Origin of the sequence: uncultured Dubosiella sp., assembly GCF_964018005.1 — a bacterium.
Classification (GTDB): domain Bacteria; phylum Bacillota_I; class Bacilli_A; order Erysipelotrichales; family Erysipelotrichaceae; genus Dubosiella; species Dubosiella muris.
Genome location: NZ_CAXHOA010000026.1, coordinates 1 through 15,700 on the forward strand (window position 1 = coordinate 1; position 15,700 = coordinate 15,700).

The following is a 15,700-nucleotide window of genomic DNA, read 5'->3' on the forward strand; positions in this document are numbered from 1 at the left end:
GACATACATTTACTTGTAATACTCGACAAGCAATTCAACGCACTTTCTTTTCAGCTCCATTTGCGGGTGGACGTAAAGATTCATTGTAATGGCGACGTTTGAATGGCCTAAGAGCTGGCTCAAGGATTTGTAATCGCAGCCACACTCGATGCATCGCGTCGCAAAGGTGTGACGCAGTGAATGGAATTTCTTGTGTTCGATTCCTAGATTTTTGAGAATGCGGTTGTAGTACAGCCTGTATTTGTTAGGTTCGATATAGTGATCGGAACCGCTTATCACATAGGTTTCATCGTCACACTGCAATAGGTTGGCATAGTACATGATCGTGGAGTTAAGCGGGATGACGCGATTACTCGATCTGGATTTCGGTGGCGTCACGCGTAGCACCGATCCATCCAGCTTCGTATAAGTGCGAATCATTGTCTTGTCGATTTTGACGGTCCGGTTCATGAGGTCAATATCACTCCATTTCAGCGCACACAGCTCGCCGATGCGCATTCCCGTATGGATGCAGAGCAGGATTCCGAAATTGCGCGGATTGATATTCGATTGCAAATGATTGATTAAGGCGATTTGTTCGTCTTTCTCGAAAATCTCAATTTGCTTCGGGGACTCGTATGGAAGCCTGATTTCCAGGCCTTTCCCTAGAGTCAAATTGATGATGCAAAGTAGATCCTTGACATACTTCATAGACAGTCCGGAGCCGTCGACAAGATTGCCGTGATCCAGCTTTTGCAGGATAAATTCTTGCACAATATCTTGATTAATGTGCTCTATGTCGATGCTGCCAAGGGCGGGTATGATGTGATTTTGGCACAAATTATAGTAAAGGGAATAAGTCGAATATTTTTGGTAGGTACGTTGGTCTTCGAGCCAGCGATCTAATAAATCTTTATATTTCATGTTTTCAGTCCTTTCGTCCCGGGAAGACATTAAAAGCGCCCTAGATAGTAGGATACTATGGAAAATATCATGAATTTAATCGAACCTTCTGTTTTGATTATCTGTCTTTGCGTCGGATATGTCTGGAAGCATATGACGCTCGTGGAAAATAAAACACACGACTACATCCCGTTGACGTTAATGTTCCTCGGGATCGTGCTGACGTGCTGGATGAAGTGGTCTTTCGATGTTGGAATCATTGCACAGGGAGCCATTACCGGCCTGGCATCGGTCGGTCTGCATCAAACCTTTACTCGGACGATTGAGGGATTAAGCACTAACACGAATGTTCATGAAAAAGAAGATAAAAGCTAAGAAGATGGAGAAAAATAATGTTCGAATCTTTAAAAGAAGCCCTTGTATGGATTGCTAGCGTATTAACGTCGCTAACCGTGATTTATGGCGCTTATGAAAAGTTCGTCAAAAAGAAGTTTGACGCCATTGACGAAAAGATCGACAAGAATACCGCAAGCGTTAAGGAGCTTAATGATAAGCACGACGAAGAGGTTAGAGGGGTCAAAGAAGCGATTCAAAGCAATTATTCCAAACTGCTAAACGATAGTGAGTCGCTTTTGAAGCAACAGTCCATGAACGGAATAATCATGCGGTCTTTGAGCGCAGTTACGCATCATCTGGTTGACGGAAATCATCAAATCCAGTTAGAGAAAAGCGCGCAAGAGATTGACGATTTTCTTTTTGAAAAAGCAAAAAATATAAAGGAGTGATTGAAGATGTCATTGGTTAAGATCAATCCTACGAATTGGATCAATAGCCATATAGGGACTATATACGATATTGACGGAGTAGCAGGCATCCAATGCGTTGACTTGTATAAAATTTTTTTGAAAGACATTGGGTACCCAAACCCAACGCGTCCAATCGGTGGTGATGGATATGCCGATCAAATATGGTATCGACGCGATGCATTAGGACTAGCGCCGTACTTCGATTACATAACTGGAACTTTGAAGGAAGGAGATATTGTTCTTTGGGCAAAAGGCGCAATGGAATGTCCATCTTCTCACGTGGCAATGTTTGTAAAAGATGATCCTAGTGATCCAGCCAATCGCGGTATTTTCTTAGGTTCTAATCAGGGTACCGCTCATTCCACTGGTGTACTCACAAGCATTTCGTGTTCTGGAGCCTTAGGCGCTTTGCGGTATAAGGGATTCACGACAAACCCAACGCCGGTGGATACAAATGGAAAACTTATTGAAGAAAATGGGGCAATGAAAATCACAGTTGATGAAATCAATGCTCGGGCAAATGGTCCAACCGGTAATATTGTCCGTCAATATAAAATGGGAGATATTGTAAAGTATCAATATAAATATGTTGGTAACGGCCATAGATATATCGTTTGGAATGAGGGACCGAATAAAATCTACTTGGCTATTTCCGGAGCGGAAACGTACGGAGTAGAGAAGTGGGCGGAACCAGTCGATATTGACGAAAGTAAAGATATTATAAAAGATTTGATCCAGGAAGACGGCAAAGCGACGTTCACAGTCGACGACGTACGCGAAAGAAAAGGCGGCCCGAAAGGCGAAGTCGTGCGGACGTTCAAGACTGGCGACAGCGTCATTTACCAATATAAATATATAGGGAATGGGCATCGCTATGTTGTGCGCAAGCAAGGCAACGACTATTTCTTTATTGCTGTATCTGGATCGGAAGAGTATGGCAAAGACAAATGGGCCGACTGCGGGCCAGTCGAGGAAGTCAAACCATCCAATCCTGAAAAGCCAGCCGATCCAAAGCCGGAAGAACCAAAATTGGATAAAAACGTCAAAGCGTGGGGCTGCGACATTTCGGAGCATAACCCAAACTTTGATGTAAAAGGGCAGGGATTTGTCATCATTCGGGCCACTTTCGGCACGAATATGGACAAACTTTTTGCTGAAAATGTCAAAAAGTGTCAAGAAGCAGGAGTTCCTTTCGGCGTGTATTGCTATTCTTACGCACTGGACAATGAGCAAGCGCTCGAGGAAGCGCAGTATATCCTTGAGGCTATCAAAGACATTGATGTGCCTCTGGGAGTCTGGTACGACATGGAGGACGCTGACAAGTACAAAGAAAACCGCGGTGCGCTGACAAAAGAGAACTGCACGAAGTTTTGCGAGATTTTCTGTGACTATGTCAAATCCAAAGGGTACTACACGGGCATTTATTCAAGTACATGGTGGTTTGCAAACCTCGTTCTCTGCGGCGATAAATACCCGAAATGGAACGCCGACTGGGGCAGCAACGACGGTACGCTCCAAAAGGATTTCTCCGGAAAATGCGTTCTATACCAGTACACCGCGATTCCATACGATAAAAACGTATGCTACGTGGATTTCTCGGAAATGGCTTCGCATCCGGTTAAAGAGCCGGAGCAGCCAAAACCGGAGATTCCACAATTCCCGAATCAGGAAACTGTGGACAAGCTCATTGACGAGCAGACGAAATTTTACAAAAACTGGAATCAGTTATTTGATAAAATGTTTGGATAAAACAAAAGGAGTCGTTTTGACTCCTTTTTAATTGTCACTATTCATAAAATCAATGATTCCTTGATCTCCGGCCTTAAACCAGTGCGCATATACGTTGTGAAGCGTTTCTACGGTGGGATTTTTTTAAAAGTGTTTTTTATATGTTTTAAGTGCTTTTTTGGCTTATGTTTTGTCTTTTTGTGCATTGTTTCTTGATAATATCCGACAAAATATCCGACTATGCTTTGGTGGGGATGATGAACAGGATTTTTGGATAAGAAAAAACTCCCAATAGGGGAGTTTTGCTTGTTCGAAAAAATTAACTAATTATAAATATCGTAGTTTGAATTTTCGAAATCATATACCTGAACTTCTCCGAAGATAGGTTCTCCGTCAATCACAAGTGTTATTGCATCGCCGATTGATCCATCATCTTTTAATTTGAATTGTGCAATAAAAGGATATTTTTTTGATTGACCAAACCCATTCGCAGCATTAAAGAAAGAAACAACAGTAATATAATCGTTATCTTTAGATACTTTCCAAGCACCATCAAGTCTTTCAACGAAAGAAGGCCATTCTAATGAATCAGCATATGTTACATATGGCTCAATTAAAAACATAGAGGCTATTTCAGCATCGCTGATTTGATCGTCGGTAATCGGAGCGTCAAGCATTTCTTGTTTTTTCTTTTCTGCTTCTTCTTTTTGTTTTTGTTCTTCTTCCGCTTTTTTTCTTCGCTTCTTCTTCTGCTTTTTTCTTTTCGGCCTCTTTATAATCAATTACTTCTATATTTATCGTGACTTCATCAGATTTATTTCCTAATGAATCTGTTGCAGTGGCGTGGATTGTGTATTTGCCAGGAACATTTAAGTCTGTGTCATCCTCCTTTATGTCAACTGTAAATTCGCTGGGATCATCGAAATATACATAATCTTTTAAATTGTGATTATTTTCATTGGTAAAAGAATAATTTTCAGATGATTTCAAAACGGGTGGTGTTGTATCCTCAATAACGATTTTTAGTTCACTTTGATTAAACCCTTCCGAATTTAAAGTTGCTGTATACTCGCCGATTGGGAGATAGTTTTTTGTGACTTCGTTTCTTCCGTCTATGGAAAATTCAATTTCACTATCTGAAATATCAGCATTCAATAGATTATCCTTTAAAACGTCTTCAGTGATTTCCGTTCCATATTCAACATGGTAAGGATCATCAGCAAAAGAGAAATCTTCTTTCGGAGCACAACCAGAAAGACCGAGCACAAAAAGGGAATTGATAAAAATAAAATTTTCTTCATATTAAAATAATTCCTTTCCTATATACTTATTCTATCAGATACAACGATAAAATATAATCTTTTTTTATTTGATAAAATATGTATAATATTGCTAAATGGGGTTTGTCTTTCCGGAGGTAAACTTGAGAGAAGCGGTGAATCTGCTTCTCTTTTTTTTGTGTTTTACGGCTCGGTAACGAATCGTAACCGACTCGTAAAGGGCATTTTCGAAGGGTAAAAAAGAGAGCGAAAAACGAATTTTCGTAAATATTAACGCTATGTGTTAATAAATGATTCAATTCGATAAAATGGGGATTTAAAGCCCATTTTCCGAGTCGTAGACGGTACGTTTACGATTCGTATACCGGTAGGGGTAAGAGTATATATTTATCTTTTAATATATATTTAAATCTTTCTTTTTATTTACTAATCAATTTAGATAGTATAAATAATAAAAAAGACTCATTTTTTATTGAGTCTTGTTTAAAATAATTCCTTTTTTATTTAATGTTCCAATCACTTCACCTAAGCAACGAACTGTATCGTTATCTTCTAAAATTATATCGCCGTAATTTTGGTTGATGGAATGCAATATTCCATCTCGGCATTCTTTTATCAACGCTTCGCCGTTGACGACGAATATTCCAACTTTTCCTATGTCGACTGCATCCGCTTTTTTGACAAGCACCAGATCGCCGTCTTTGTATTTTGGCTCCATAGACTTCCCGAAGACTTTTAGAATGAAATCTGCCTTTTCCGTCTCCGGAGTATCGGGAACCGGAATATCGACCATAGGGAGGTCATCAGGAAGCCACTGACCCGTTCCAGCGGATGGAGAGATCATATAGGCTGGCCTTGTGATGTATCGCAGCGGTTCCTCTTTGATTATTTGAGTTTCAGGAATGCGATCGAGTATACGGTTTGTCAAATATAGCAGAGTTTCGCGGTCATAGGTCGAGAGAGATCTATACTTGCTTAAGAAGGAATCTTCGGCAAAAGTAAGATCGGTTTTTATTTTCCTTTTTGGCTCGATTCTGCCTTCAGCGAGAGCATCAATGTCAATGTTGAGTGCACGGCATATCTTGATAACGTTTGATACACCGGCATTTCCAATGTTTTTCTTCAGCATAGTGTCAAGTGTAGTGTATTTTATTCCGATTTCGTTTGAAAAACGCTTGACAGAATCAAATCTTTCGATGATTAGGTTTTTTAATTTTTCTTCAACACTCATCGTCCTTTCCTCCTAGATTTATTTTAATTGAATAATTTTTATAAATCCATACAGACGATGCGGTAAACTGTAATTCTTAAGGAAAAAGGGTTGACTAAACGCGTAATATCGGATTATACTAGGGATGTAAATGCGAAATAACGCAATTTTGGCAAAGGAGGTATATCCGATGTATGAGAATTTGGAAATCGAACTCTTAAAAAATAGAATGCAAAAAAAGGAATTAGCACATGAGTTGGGGATCGGAGTGTCTACAATTTACGACAAATTTAAAAGAAAAGTCGATTGGACTTTGACGGAATGTAGGAAAACAAAGCATATCTTGAAAACGAATATGTCAATAGACGAATTGTTTAGGTGGGTGGAGTAGATACGGACAAAGAAACGAAAAAAGCAATCATCGAAATGATTGCTGGAGGCGATGATTTAGATTTCGTCAATACGGTATATAAGGTGTCAAAAGAGCGGATTGAGCTTGAGGAAGCGATTAAGGCGTTTGAGTCAGGGATTCAGCCTCCTCAACGGTAAGTTCCAATTCGATATATTTTGCCACAGTAAGAAAGGAATGCTATGAAATCTTATTTAAACGTATATGACGTCATGAAGATCAACGGCGTCTCGAAGTCGAAGGCGTATCACATCCTTCGGACGCTGCGCGCGGAGAAGGTGGAAGGCGTGGCTTTCCGGGATACCTACGAATCAAAGCTGATAGGCAAGTCCGTGATCCCATCAAAAATCTATCTTGAGTTTTTCCCGAACGCGGCGGGGAATGTACGGGCGCTTGGGAATTAGGTGCTTGCGTGCTGTAAACACCTAACCTGAATCCGATCAAAAGCTACCCCACACAACAAATCCACACAACGCTGACGACTTTAATTTCTAGCTTTTGCGCCGGTTGAAAAGCCCAACCGGCCGATCGGGTTTAGGTTAGATGCTTATGGCATCTATGTTTGATGTTTGTTTGAGTTTGAGATGCTTGTAGATTTCAACAAATTTCAAAATATTCGATATTTGACAACTGAACCTCAAGAGATTTGTAGAAAGGATGCACTATGGAAGAAGCAAAGAAAGTGCGGACGGTATCGGAGGAAGAATACCGGTATCTAGAGCGCATAAAAAAAGCCAATTCATTGGCAGATGAACTGGCCGAAACAATCGCTCCTCTTTCTTCGTATCAAAAGGCGGAGATTATCGAACGGGCGTTGTTACCTTGCCCGATGGATATTCTTAAGATTCTTCGTATTCGGTAACGGTGATTCTAAGAATAGAGGATTTGGGATAGATGTGGCTTTGATGCGATAGATCATTATAAACGAGGACATAATCGTTACGAGAATCGTTCAGATGTTCGAACAATTCGGTGACGCTATCGAATTTCTGACCATCAATGATAGGGATTTTGTTAAGGCAAGAAAACCCCTCATCGCCCAAAGTTTGGATTTTAAAGTGAGAGATAGACATTTTTACACCCCCTTTCCATCTGGAAGTATAGCAGGATAGGGAGAAGAAGGAGAAAAAAAACGATGACAGAAAAGTGCGAAAAGTACCTTGACCGCATCGCCAAGTCATTTGACGAGCTGGTGAAGGTGCAAAAGCGTGAACTCAAAATCTTGGAGGATAGCCACCGATTGGCTGTTCACAATTACGAGCTGAACGTGAAGGCAAAAGCAGAGGCGGAAGAATTGAACAAAAAAAATTCAGGCGCAGGTCGAAGCGGCGGAGAAGGAGATGGCAGAATGGTCACAATCGAACCAAAAGAAATCGACGTGAAACTTAATCTCGTTGGATTGAATGTATACGAGGAACAAATCACTCGCATCAATCAAAAACTGGAAAAAGCCAACTCGCTGACGGACGAATTGGCTAAAAAGGATCCTGATGCAAGTATCGAAATTCTAGTAGACCGATTAAAGGAAAAAATCCTTGGAAAGGATGAATTCGAGGTTGCAAAGATTCTAACTCCGTTGTTTGGATGCATAAACGGAGAAGTGATCCTAAAAATGATTGATTCCTATTTAAGAGGATGATTCATGAATTTCGACACGAATAAGCTGACTGTATGAAACCAGATGTTTGCTTCCGTCGGTATCTACAATTTCAAAAAACCGCTTAGAAGAATTTTGTAGATGATCGAATAATGCTTTTTTATCGGAAAATTCAATTCCATCAACAATAGGCTTAGCGTGTGCGAAATAACGCTTTCCATCAAAAAGATAGAACTTGTAAAAAGAAATCATTATCTTCACCCCCTTTCTCGTAAACATTTTACCAGAGGAGGGGGAGAAAAAATGATAAAAGTTGTTGACTTATGTCGAACAAAAGTTTATGATACTTATGTCGAACGAAAGTAGAAAGCGAGGTAAAATGAATGATTCGACGAAAAAGAAAATGGGCCGACCGATTATAGGGTCTAAAAAGTCCACACGAATAGGAATAAGACTAGATGACGAAACGCTTGAAAAGTTAAATTCCTATTGTGAAAAAAAGAGCTTGTCAAAATCCGATGTGATTAGACAAGCCCTGAATGAGTATTTTAAATAAAACAAGAGTAACCGCTGATGTTTTTGGTCGAACGAAAGACGGTTACTCAAAACTTAATTAAAACACGTAGTAAGTTTGGCGACAAAGTTACGCTAGCTTCCAAGAACTTTTGCAACCTCAAAGAGATTACGCCCTTATTGTATCACAAAAGGTTTTTTGTTAAACCGTTTTGACGTACAAAAAAGGCGATAATCTATGAATTATAACGAGTCTCTTGAGGTTTCAGTGCGAAAATCAAGGGACTTTTTTTGTCCCGGAAAGGAAATGACATTAAAAATAACAAGTTTGAATTGAAAGGAAAGTTCGGGAGAATGTGGAAAAAAGACGGGATCACGACGATTAGAGTCGATGTTCGACCAGAGTTCCCGAACGACAAAGGGGTGTACATCGACGACAGAATCGAAATCCTCGTCGGAACGATGTATGAATACATCGCCTCGAGAATCAGATATGGCGCGCCAGTAACGGTAAAAGGATATATCAAAATGAATCCGTCGTGCCCGCTCCATCTACGAGCGGAGAGAATCGAATTCGCCAATGAAGATATTATGCCACACGAGGAAAGGCGAGTATTCGATTAAATGCCACCTAAATTCAAGATGAAGGGCGCATATCGGCGTTGGCGATTCGAGGAAAATCGGGCCGGAGAAATTGAATTGGTGGATGCAGATATTTACGCCGGCGAAAACGTCCAGACGGAAGGCAGGATACATGGAGACTAAATTTCAAATGGAAGGGCATTTACGGAGGAAATGGTATAAGGAAAACGACAAGGAAGAAATCGAACGTGTCTACGCTTATATTTGTGTGAACGATGGATTTCACTCCGGTAAGAAGACGAAATTTATGGTAGTTTTCTTCGGAGAAAACGCAAAGAAAATCATGAAAGTTCGTGGTGGATCATTTCTTTCGATCGAAGGAAGAATTTTCAAAAGTAATTACAGAAACGAAACATACATTTTTGTGGGGGATAAATTCGATGTTAGTGTACGACTTTGACGCAATGCGCGATTACGAAGATATGAAAATGGGTCGTGGTGGCTATGAAGACTACAACGACTTCGAGGTGGAAGATGAAGAGCGACCTTAAAAGAATTTTCGATAAGGAAATTCCGATTGAAGAAAAAGTGATGTGGGTTCACATCGCGGAAGGTTTTGAAAGTATTCAGGAAGTCCAATCCAGATTGGAAACACCGTATTGGAGGGGAAAGTTATGAAAAAAGACTTATTAATTCCGGATTTCGTTGAACATTGGGAAAAAGACAGAAAAGAGCGCGAAGAAATTCGCGTGACGATGGAAATGGCGGAGCGCCGAGAGCTTATCTCGATGGTGTTCCTAGCCGTTTCGGCAGGCATGATGGTGTCTATCGGCATCTGCCTCGCATTGATTGCGAGGGGTATATTGTGGTAGACGAGCGCATCATCAAAGCGCTTGAAACGCGCTTTTGGATGACGAGAGAAGAGTTATGTGACGAGTTAAATGTCAGCGATCGCAACCTGCGCGACAAGATCGCCGATATTAATGTGGCAGGCGGCCCGTACGAGAACGTTTTCGTGATTGGCACTTCGGACATGCCGGGGTATCGCCTAGCACGCACCGTGGATGATTTGAAACATTATATCAGGGAACGCACCAAGCGCGCCGAAATGATTATGCTTCCAGTTGAAAAAGCAGAGCGCATATTGAAGGAGATGGAGAAGTGGACGAGCTAAAAAAATTCCGGGAAGGAAAGAGGCTGACGCAAAATCAGATGGCGTCAAAAATTGGCGTTTCACTCTCGTATTATCGAAAAGTTGAGCAAGGGGAAAACAATCCAAGCTATCAGTTCATGAAAAAGCTGAAAGCTGCTTTCCCGAAGGCATCAGTCGATAAGCTGTTTTTCTGAAGTAAATAAAAAATCCGACGGAAGTTATGGTTCCGACGGGTGCGAATTTGTTTACTTCTGTGAACCCCATAACGATACACTCTTGCACTTGGAGCAGGACGCATCTGCTCAAGGCTTGTACCTATTGCAAGAAAAACAATCAAGATCATTGAAGCTCCAGCTTGTTGTCGATGGCGTTTCTTAAAACTGTCATAGCCTGCCAGGTCGCTATAACCAAAAGCATTCACCTGCGAGCACGTGATGCGGATCGAAATTATTTCAGAAGAATAGGGAGAGTCAAAAGTTTCTTCAACGTGAATCACCTCCAACTCTTAGTCAAGAGTGTATCACAAATATGGGTACTTATGAAGGATAAAAAATGAACTTATATAAAGAAACATACGCTTTCCTTGTGTTGCGTTCGAAAGACCGTGGCGAGTGGCTTGATCGCCGGCAAAAGCGCATCGGAGGAAGCGATGCTTCGGTCTTGATCGGTATGAATTCTTGGAAGACCAAGGCCCAGCTTTGGGACGACAAGGTCGAAGGAAAGCGTCAAGAAATATGGTCGCCAGCGATTGAGTACGGGGCTAAAGCCGAGGAGCATTTGAGAGCGCTGTTTGCGCTGAAGCATCCCGATCTGGATGTCCAGTATGAGCCGGACGTCATCTTGGATTCGAAATTGTATGACTGGATGGCATACAGCCCGGATGGATTGCTACTTAGAAAAGATGGATCGCGCGGAATCTGGGAATGCAAAACGCATTTGGTTCACGGCAAAGCCGATTACAACCAATGGAACAATCGCATACCAGACGCGTATTACATTCAAGTCCTTCACGGCTTGATCGTGACGGGATTTGAATTCGTGATCTTGACCGCAGAGCTACGGTTTTCAGACGGAAGCGCCAGGATCATCGAGGTGACGATCGAAAGAAACGAAAATGTCGAAGAAGACATTAAATGGTTGTTAGACAAAGAAAAGGAGGAAATAGAGCGGTATTACATCCCGAAAAAGAGGCCGCCGCTCGAAATCAATTTATGAAATTTGAATTATCGGTAGATGTCGTGAACGGCGTCATCAAAACGAATGCAGCGGAGGTATTGGGGCAACTCGACCCAGCCCTCCAAAAATACAATTACGTCGTTACGCCGGAGGTATACGACGCTGCGAAGGAAGATCGTGCAGCGCTGAACAAATTAGTCACGCAAATCAGCGACGAACGTAAGCGGACGGAAAAGGCGGTATTCGGAACGTGGGAAGTCGACAAAAAGGCGATCATGGCGGCCGAGAAAAAAATCAAGGAATACGCCGACAATCTCGGCGCTGGAATCAAGCAGCTTGAAGACGAGGAGAAATCCAAAAAAGACATGGAGTTAGAAGAACTCTGGTACACCATGTCGGATAGACCTTATGATCTCGTAAAGAAAAAGGAATGGCTGAATAAATCGGCCAGCCTGAAAAAAATCAAAGAGGATATGGCGCGCCTTGTCGAAGGCATCCAGATGAAGGAAATGGCTGTAGAATCTTTCCTTCCGTTGGATCCAGTCGAACGCCAGCAAGTCATTGACGTATTTGACAGAACGCTGGATCCCGTCATGGCAAAAATGGAGGCCGACAAGATTGCAGCAGCGAAACAAGCCGTAAAGGCATCACAGGACGCCGTAGCGAACAATCCTAGCGCGATTCAGCAACCAATCCAACCAAATATCCAGCCGATGGCAAATGAGGCGTCAGGAATTGTCTATAACGCTGAATTTAGAATCAGTGGAAGCAAGGAACAGATGAACGCGTTGGCGGATTATATCTTTGCCAACAAGATTAAATGCGAGGTATTGCGAAAATGGCAGTCCTAATCGCCGCCACGATGGCATCCGGCTTGATTTGCTTCTACCTCGGCCGTCGAGCCGGAATCAAAGAAGGAATCAAAAAAACCGAGAAATTCATTTTAGCTTTCATCGCGTTTTCAAATGAATTTGACGCGATCATGAAAGAAGTAAACAAGAAAATTAAAAACGAAATTGAAAGATTGGAAGGAGAAGAAAATGCAAGTACAAAACAATTTAGCAAATAGAAAACCAGAACAAGTCACGAAATTCATGGTTGGGGATGATGAGGTTAAACTGTCTCCTTCTATCATTCGCAATAACCTTGTGAGTGGTGGAGGAAATGTGACAGATCAAGAAATCGTGTATTTCATTCACCTTTGTAGAGCAATGGGCCTTAACCCGTTTATTAAGGACGCGTACTTGATCAAATACGGAGATCAACCAGCGCAAACGGTAACTTCGATCGCGGCGATCCAAAAAAGAGCGGAGCAATCGCAGGATTTCGACGGGTACCAAGCCGGGATCATCTTGGTGAAAGAGGATGGAAATATCGAATACCGTCCTGGATCTTTCCACTTGAAGGAGCGAGAAAAATTAGTCGGAGGTTGGGCGGATGTTTATAAGAAAAACCGCTCACACCCTTATAGGGCCTGTGTTTCTTTCGACGAGTATGTCCAGCGTAAGAAAAATGGCGAGGTAAACAGTATGTGGGGTACCAAGCCGGGAACGATGATTCGTAAAGTGGCGCTTTCGCAGGCATTGCGCGATGCGTACCCGGATAAATTGAGCGGCCTTTACGTTCAAGAAGAAATGAATGCGGCGGAAGAGCCAGTGAGTGTAACGCCAATTCAGCAACCGGAAGAAATGTATCAAGAGCCGCAGCAAATCCCGGAACAGGTTCCACAACAATTCATCCAGCCAGAAGAAACGTATTCGGAACCAGTAATGGATCGACCGAGCTTTGTATAAGTCGAAGCGCTCCCAAGCAACCGACATCCCGAAGGAAGTAAAAGACGCTGTATGGGAGCGCGATGGCGGGCGATGCATCTTTGCGGGAATGCATACGCTCGCCCCGAAGCTCACGTTGTTCCACGCAGCGCAGGCGGCCTGGGAGTAGAGAAAAATATAATCACCGTCTGCCGGTGATGTCACACATTGTTGGATCAGACACCACGAAGAGATCGAATGCTGGCGCAGGCAAAGCATTATCTCTTCTCCCTTTACGGGGAATTTGATGATGAGGAGGTAATGTACAATGCGCACTCAAACTGAAAGGTTATACCTTTTCAATCCATTCAATTTGAAGAATTGGGAAAACCAACAAATTAAAGATCAGCTCGATTTGCTGATTGCAAAATACGACGAGGATGCGGACACGATGGGCGGCATGGCGCTGAACATCGAGAACCTGGCAAATCAAAACGTATTGCTTGGGGAAATGATCGCGCGGCTTACAGAGGAGTATGTCGTGATGAAGGCGAATCTCGAAGCAAACGAGAATATTGCAATAGTAACTCGTCGAACCAACTGGAACGGAGAGGGGAAGCCGCCGGCCATGAAATACTTTGAAGCATTGGCAGCTGCACAGTACGAAAATGACCGGAAGCAGCTGGCGAAAAAAGAAAGCGACTTGAAACGTTTCAAGATCGCATATGATTCGATTGGCGAAAAAATAAACGCCATCAAAAAACGTATGGAGGCGGTCAAGTTTGAGATCGCGGGAGGACTTAGCTAATGGCAACGAACAAAGTGAAAACGAGAAATTTTCCGGTCGATATGTGGCGGACAAACATAATGCAGATGAACATGACCGCGGAAGATAAATTCTTTTGGGTTTACGTGAACACAAACCCGCAGACAACGTTATTGGGCGTTTTCGCGCTGACAGTGCGTCAAATCGCCTGCGACATGGGTTACAACGAGCAAACTGTAAAAGCGCTGATTAAGCGCTTTGTGGAGTACCACAAATTAATCGAATACAACTTCGAAACCGGTGAGATCGCGATCTTAGACTATACGACCTGGGGCATCAAATCAGGCGGGAAGCCGATCGCAGACGCATTGAGTGGAGCATATGAACAGATCCAGGACAAAACTTTGGTGAAGGCCGTATACGATCATTTGATCGCAGAAGGCAAAAAGATGGAAACGGTCGTCGCCGATTTCTTCGCTTCTATTGATTTCGAAAGCATGAAAAAGGTGGAAGTGAAACCAGAAAGCAAACCGGTTAAAGAAGAACCGAAGGCCGAAAAGTTCTCGGCGATCCGAGAAATCGAAAAATCGGATATGGGTCCAGAAATGAAGGAAGCGTGGAGAGCCTTCTTGGAAATGCGAAGGTCCATCAAAGCGCCTGTAACGACGCAGCGAGCCTTGAACGGGTTAATCAATAAATTGAATCGAATTGGACACAACGAGAGAGAGAAGATCGCAATCATCGACCAGTCGACCGAAAGATGTTGGAGGGGATTGTTTGAATTGAGTAAATCGTATTCAAAGCAAACACAATCAAATCTACCGGAATGGTATGACTATAAACCGAATACACCGCCATCGCCAGAGTTGCTAGAAAAGGCTTTGGCGCGACAACGCGAATTAACGAAACAACGATGAAAGGAACATTATGAAAAAAGAAAAACATCAATATCAACTACGAAAAGTTCCATATCCAAAGATGAAAAGAGAGGTATGGGAAGAAAAAAGTTCACGTGTTTTCCTTCGCGGCCAGATGTACTGGGCGAGCATCGAAGGGAAAAATGGGAACCTCACCAAGCGGCGTCCAGTTGTGATCTTGTCAAACAATAAGTGTAACGATCACGGAAACGACTTAACGGTCGTCCCGATGACATCCCACGACAAAAAAGAGTGGATGCCGACGCACGTCAAGCTCATGGTGAATACACCCGGTGAATTGAGCACGGCGAAGTGCGAGTATCTCACCACGGTGCCGAAGGAAAAAGTTGGTAACTACATCCGGACATTGAATCCGCGAGAGCTGGAAAGAGTGACCTATGCGTCGATGATCCAGATCGGGATCATTTAGGAGGAAACATGGTATATATCGACGACGAATACTACATCAAAGCCGATGGAACCGGGTTTGTAGGTTGTAAGAAAATGGTCGCTAAAACGAGTGGCAAGGAAAATACGAAGGTCATCGGGTACTACTTAACAATTCCGAAGGCGCTGAAAGGCATCGAAGAACAGATGGTGAAAGATTATGTCGAAGAAACCAAAGACGAAAAAGTACCGATCTCGGACGTGTGCCTGAAATGTAAAGAAATCAAAAACAAAATGAAGCGAATTAGAAAGGAAATTGAAGATGACGAACAGTGATATTGTGCGTGAAATGCTGAAAATGCAAAAGAAATTGGATGTGGCGATTTTCGAAAAAGCGGGGATGAAGGCATATCCGAAGCCAGAGCAGTATTTCTTGGCTATTCTCGATGAAGTCGGTGAGCTTAACCACGAAATGAAGCCGAAATGGTGCTGGTGGAAAGCGAACCCGGGAAAGGTCGATAAAGAAAAACAGCTTGAAGAGCT

At 42.6% G+C, this 15,700-nt stretch carries 27 protein-coding genes; 21 read left to right on the top strand and 6 right to left on the bottom strand.

Annotated elements, in window-relative coordinates:
* Positions 1-9: 9 nt before the first annotated feature.
* The gene (locus ABNS49_RS12610) at positions 10-933 is read right to left on the bottom strand and encodes a tyrosine-type recombinase/integrase (RefSeq protein ID WP_348688241.1); all 924 of its coding nucleotides are present in this window, start codon (positions 931-933) and stop codon (positions 10-12) included.
* Positions 934-960: 27 nt separating this feature from the next.
* Here ABNS49_RS12610 and ABNS49_RS12615 point away from each other — a divergent pair, with 27 nt between their 5' ends.
* From ABNS49_RS12615 to ABNS49_RS12625, 3 genes are read left to right on the top strand one after another with little or no spacing between them, the layout of a single operon-like run.
* Positions 961-1,257, top strand: a complete 297-nt coding sequence (locus ABNS49_RS12615) for a phage holin family protein (RefSeq protein WP_348688242.1) — start codon at positions 961-963, stop codon at positions 1,255-1,257.
* A gap of 17 nt (positions 1,258-1,274) precedes the next feature.
* A complete protein-coding gene (locus ABNS49_RS12620) occupies positions 1,275-1,667 on the top strand; it encodes a hypothetical protein (protein ID WP_348688243.1) in 393 nt (130 codons plus the stop codon).
* A gap of 6 nt (positions 1,668-1,673) precedes the next feature.
* Positions 1,674-3,437: a GH25 family lysozyme gene (locus tag ABNS49_RS12625; protein WP_348688244.1), complete on the top strand. Its 1,764-nt coding sequence runs from the start codon at positions 1,674-1,676 to the stop codon at positions 3,435-3,437.
* 302 nt (positions 3,438-3,739) lie between these two features.
* Here the strand turns inward: ABNS49_RS12625 and ABNS49_RS12630 are convergent, their stop codons facing one another.
* From ABNS49_RS12630 to ABNS49_RS12640, 3 genes are all read right to left on the bottom strand, one after another.
* Entirely contained in the window at positions 3,740-4,093 is a 354-nt protein-coding gene (locus tag ABNS49_RS12630; protein WP_348688245.1) for a hypothetical protein, read from the bottom strand.
* Positions 4,086-4,682: a hypothetical protein gene (locus ABNS49_RS12635; RefSeq protein ID WP_348688246.1), complete on the bottom strand. Its 597-nt coding sequence runs from the start codon at positions 4,680-4,682 to the stop codon at positions 4,086-4,088. Before ABNS49_RS12635 ends, ABNS49_RS12630 begins: the two co-directional genes overlap by 8 nt.
* A 483-nt stretch (positions 4,683-5,165) precedes the next feature.
* Positions 5,166-5,927 carry a S24 family peptidase gene (locus ABNS49_RS12640; protein ID WP_348688247.1) on the bottom strand — a complete coding sequence of 254 codons (762 nt, stop codon included), beginning with the start codon at positions 5,925-5,927 and terminating at the stop codon, positions 5,166-5,168.
* A 357-nt stretch (positions 5,928-6,284) separates the two neighbouring features.
* On the opposite strand from ABNS49_RS12640, the gene ABNS49_RS12645 reads away from it, so the two are divergent.
* From ABNS49_RS12645 to ABNS49_RS12660, 4 genes are all read left to right on the top strand, one after another.
* Entirely contained in the window at positions 6,285-6,455 is a 171-nt protein-coding gene (locus tag ABNS49_RS12645; protein WP_348688248.1) for a hypothetical protein, read from the top strand.
* 42 nt (positions 6,456-6,497) lie between these two features.
* Entirely contained in the window at positions 6,498-6,719 is a 222-nt protein-coding gene (locus ABNS49_RS12650) for a hypothetical protein (protein ID WP_348688249.1), read from the top strand.
* 260 nt (positions 6,720-6,979) lie between these two features.
* Entirely contained in the window at positions 6,980-7,177 is a 198-nt protein-coding gene (locus tag ABNS49_RS12655) for a hypothetical protein (RefSeq protein WP_348688250.1), read from the top strand.
* A 273-nt stretch (positions 7,178-7,450) separates the two neighbouring features.
* The gene (locus ABNS49_RS12660) at positions 7,451-7,954 is read left to right on the top strand and encodes a hypothetical protein (RefSeq protein ID WP_348688251.1); all 504 of its coding nucleotides are present in this window, start codon (positions 7,451-7,453) and stop codon (positions 7,952-7,954) included.
* Here the strand turns inward: ABNS49_RS12660 and ABNS49_RS12665 are convergent.
* The gene (locus tag ABNS49_RS12665; protein ID WP_305085324.1) at positions 7,943-8,164 is read right to left on the bottom strand and encodes a hypothetical protein; all 222 of its coding nucleotides are present in this window, start codon (positions 8,162-8,164) and stop codon (positions 7,943-7,945) included. The genes ABNS49_RS12660 and ABNS49_RS12665 overlap by 12 nt on opposite strands.
* A 151-nt stretch (positions 8,165-8,315) precedes the next feature.
* On the opposite strand from ABNS49_RS12665, the gene ABNS49_RS12670 reads away from it, so the two are divergent.
* The 4 genes from ABNS49_RS12670 (at position 8,316) to ABNS49_RS12685 (ending at position 10,181) form a co-directional block, all read left to right on the top strand.
* Positions 8,316-8,468, top strand: coding sequence for a ribbon-helix-helix protein, CopG family (locus ABNS49_RS12670; RefSeq protein ID WP_348688274.1), 153 nt, complete (start codon positions 8,316-8,318; stop codon positions 8,466-8,468).
* Between the two features lie 311 nt (positions 8,469-8,779).
* Positions 8,780-9,049 (top strand): hypothetical protein, encoded by a 270-nt coding sequence (locus tag ABNS49_RS12675; protein ID WP_348688252.1) that lies wholly within the window; start codon positions 8,780-8,782, stop codon positions 9,047-9,049.
* A 632-nt stretch (positions 9,050-9,681) separates the two neighbouring features.
* Complete coding sequence (locus ABNS49_RS12680) at positions 9,682-9,879, top strand: hypothetical protein (RefSeq protein WP_348688253.1); 198 nt, start codon at positions 9,682-9,684, stop codon at positions 9,877-9,879.
* Positions 9,873-10,181, top strand: coding sequence for an HTH domain-containing protein (locus ABNS49_RS12685; RefSeq protein WP_288341628.1), 309 nt, complete (start codon positions 9,873-9,875; stop codon positions 10,179-10,181). Before ABNS49_RS12680 ends, ABNS49_RS12685 begins: the two co-directional genes overlap by 7 nt.
* A gap of 109 nt (positions 10,182-10,290) precedes the next feature.
* Here the strand turns inward: ABNS49_RS12685 and ABNS49_RS12690 are convergent, their stop codons facing one another.
* The gene (locus tag ABNS49_RS12690) at positions 10,291-10,656 is read right to left on the bottom strand and encodes a hypothetical protein (protein ID WP_288341630.1); all 366 of its coding nucleotides are present in this window, start codon (positions 10,654-10,656) and stop codon (positions 10,291-10,293) included.
* 56 nt (positions 10,657-10,712) lie between these two features.
* On the opposite strand from ABNS49_RS12690, the gene ABNS49_RS12695 reads away from it, so the two are divergent.
* The 10 genes from ABNS49_RS12695 to ABNS49_RS12740 all read left to right on the top strand — a co-directional run.
* Positions 10,713-11,375, top strand: coding sequence for a lambda-exonuclease family protein (locus ABNS49_RS12695; protein WP_305151639.1), 663 nt, complete (start codon positions 10,713-10,715; stop codon positions 11,373-11,375).
* Positions 11,372-12,187 carry a DUF1351 domain-containing protein gene (locus ABNS49_RS12700; protein WP_348688254.1) on the top strand — a complete coding sequence of 272 codons (816 nt, stop codon included), beginning with the start codon at positions 11,372-11,374 and terminating at the stop codon, positions 12,185-12,187. The genes ABNS49_RS12695 and ABNS49_RS12700 overlap by 4 nt, the downstream gene beginning before the upstream one ends.
* Positions 12,175-12,405 (top strand): hypothetical protein, encoded by a 231-nt coding sequence (locus ABNS49_RS12705; RefSeq protein ID WP_348688255.1) that lies wholly within the window; start codon positions 12,175-12,177, stop codon positions 12,403-12,405. Before ABNS49_RS12700 ends, ABNS49_RS12705 begins: the two co-directional genes overlap by 13 nt.
* Positions 12,377-13,129 (top strand): phage recombination protein Bet, encoded by a 753-nt coding sequence (bet, locus tag ABNS49_RS12710; protein ID WP_348688256.1) that lies wholly within the window; start codon positions 12,377-12,379, stop codon positions 13,127-13,129. Before ABNS49_RS12705 ends, bet begins: the two co-directional genes overlap by 29 nt.
* Entirely contained in the window at positions 13,122-13,277 is a 156-nt protein-coding gene (locus tag ABNS49_RS12715; RefSeq protein ID WP_348688257.1) for a hypothetical protein, read from the top strand. The genes bet and ABNS49_RS12715 overlap by 8 nt, the downstream gene beginning before the upstream one ends.
* A gap of 138 nt (positions 13,278-13,415) precedes the next feature.
* Positions 13,416-13,895, top strand: a complete 480-nt coding sequence (locus ABNS49_RS12720) for a hypothetical protein (RefSeq protein ID WP_348688258.1) — start codon at positions 13,416-13,418, stop codon at positions 13,893-13,895.
* Positions 13,895-14,770 carry a hypothetical protein gene (locus tag ABNS49_RS12725; protein WP_348688259.1) on the top strand — a complete coding sequence of 292 codons (876 nt, stop codon included), beginning with the start codon at positions 13,895-13,897 and terminating at the stop codon, positions 14,768-14,770. Before ABNS49_RS12720 ends, ABNS49_RS12725 begins: the two co-directional genes overlap by 1 nt.
* Before the next feature lie 115 nt (positions 14,771-14,885).
* A complete protein-coding gene (locus ABNS49_RS12730) occupies positions 14,886-15,200 on the top strand; it encodes a type II toxin-antitoxin system PemK/MazF family toxin (RefSeq protein WP_348688275.1) in 315 nt (104 codons plus the stop codon).
* Between the two features lie 8 nt (positions 15,201-15,208).
* Entirely contained in the window at positions 15,209-15,493 is a 285-nt protein-coding gene (locus tag ABNS49_RS12735; RefSeq protein WP_305084867.1) for a hypothetical protein, read from the top strand.
* On the top strand, positions 15,480-15,700 hold a 221-nt coding region (locus ABNS49_RS12740), incomplete at its 3' end, for a dUTP diphosphatase (protein ID WP_348688260.1). The genes ABNS49_RS12735 and ABNS49_RS12740, both read left to right, overlap by 14 nt.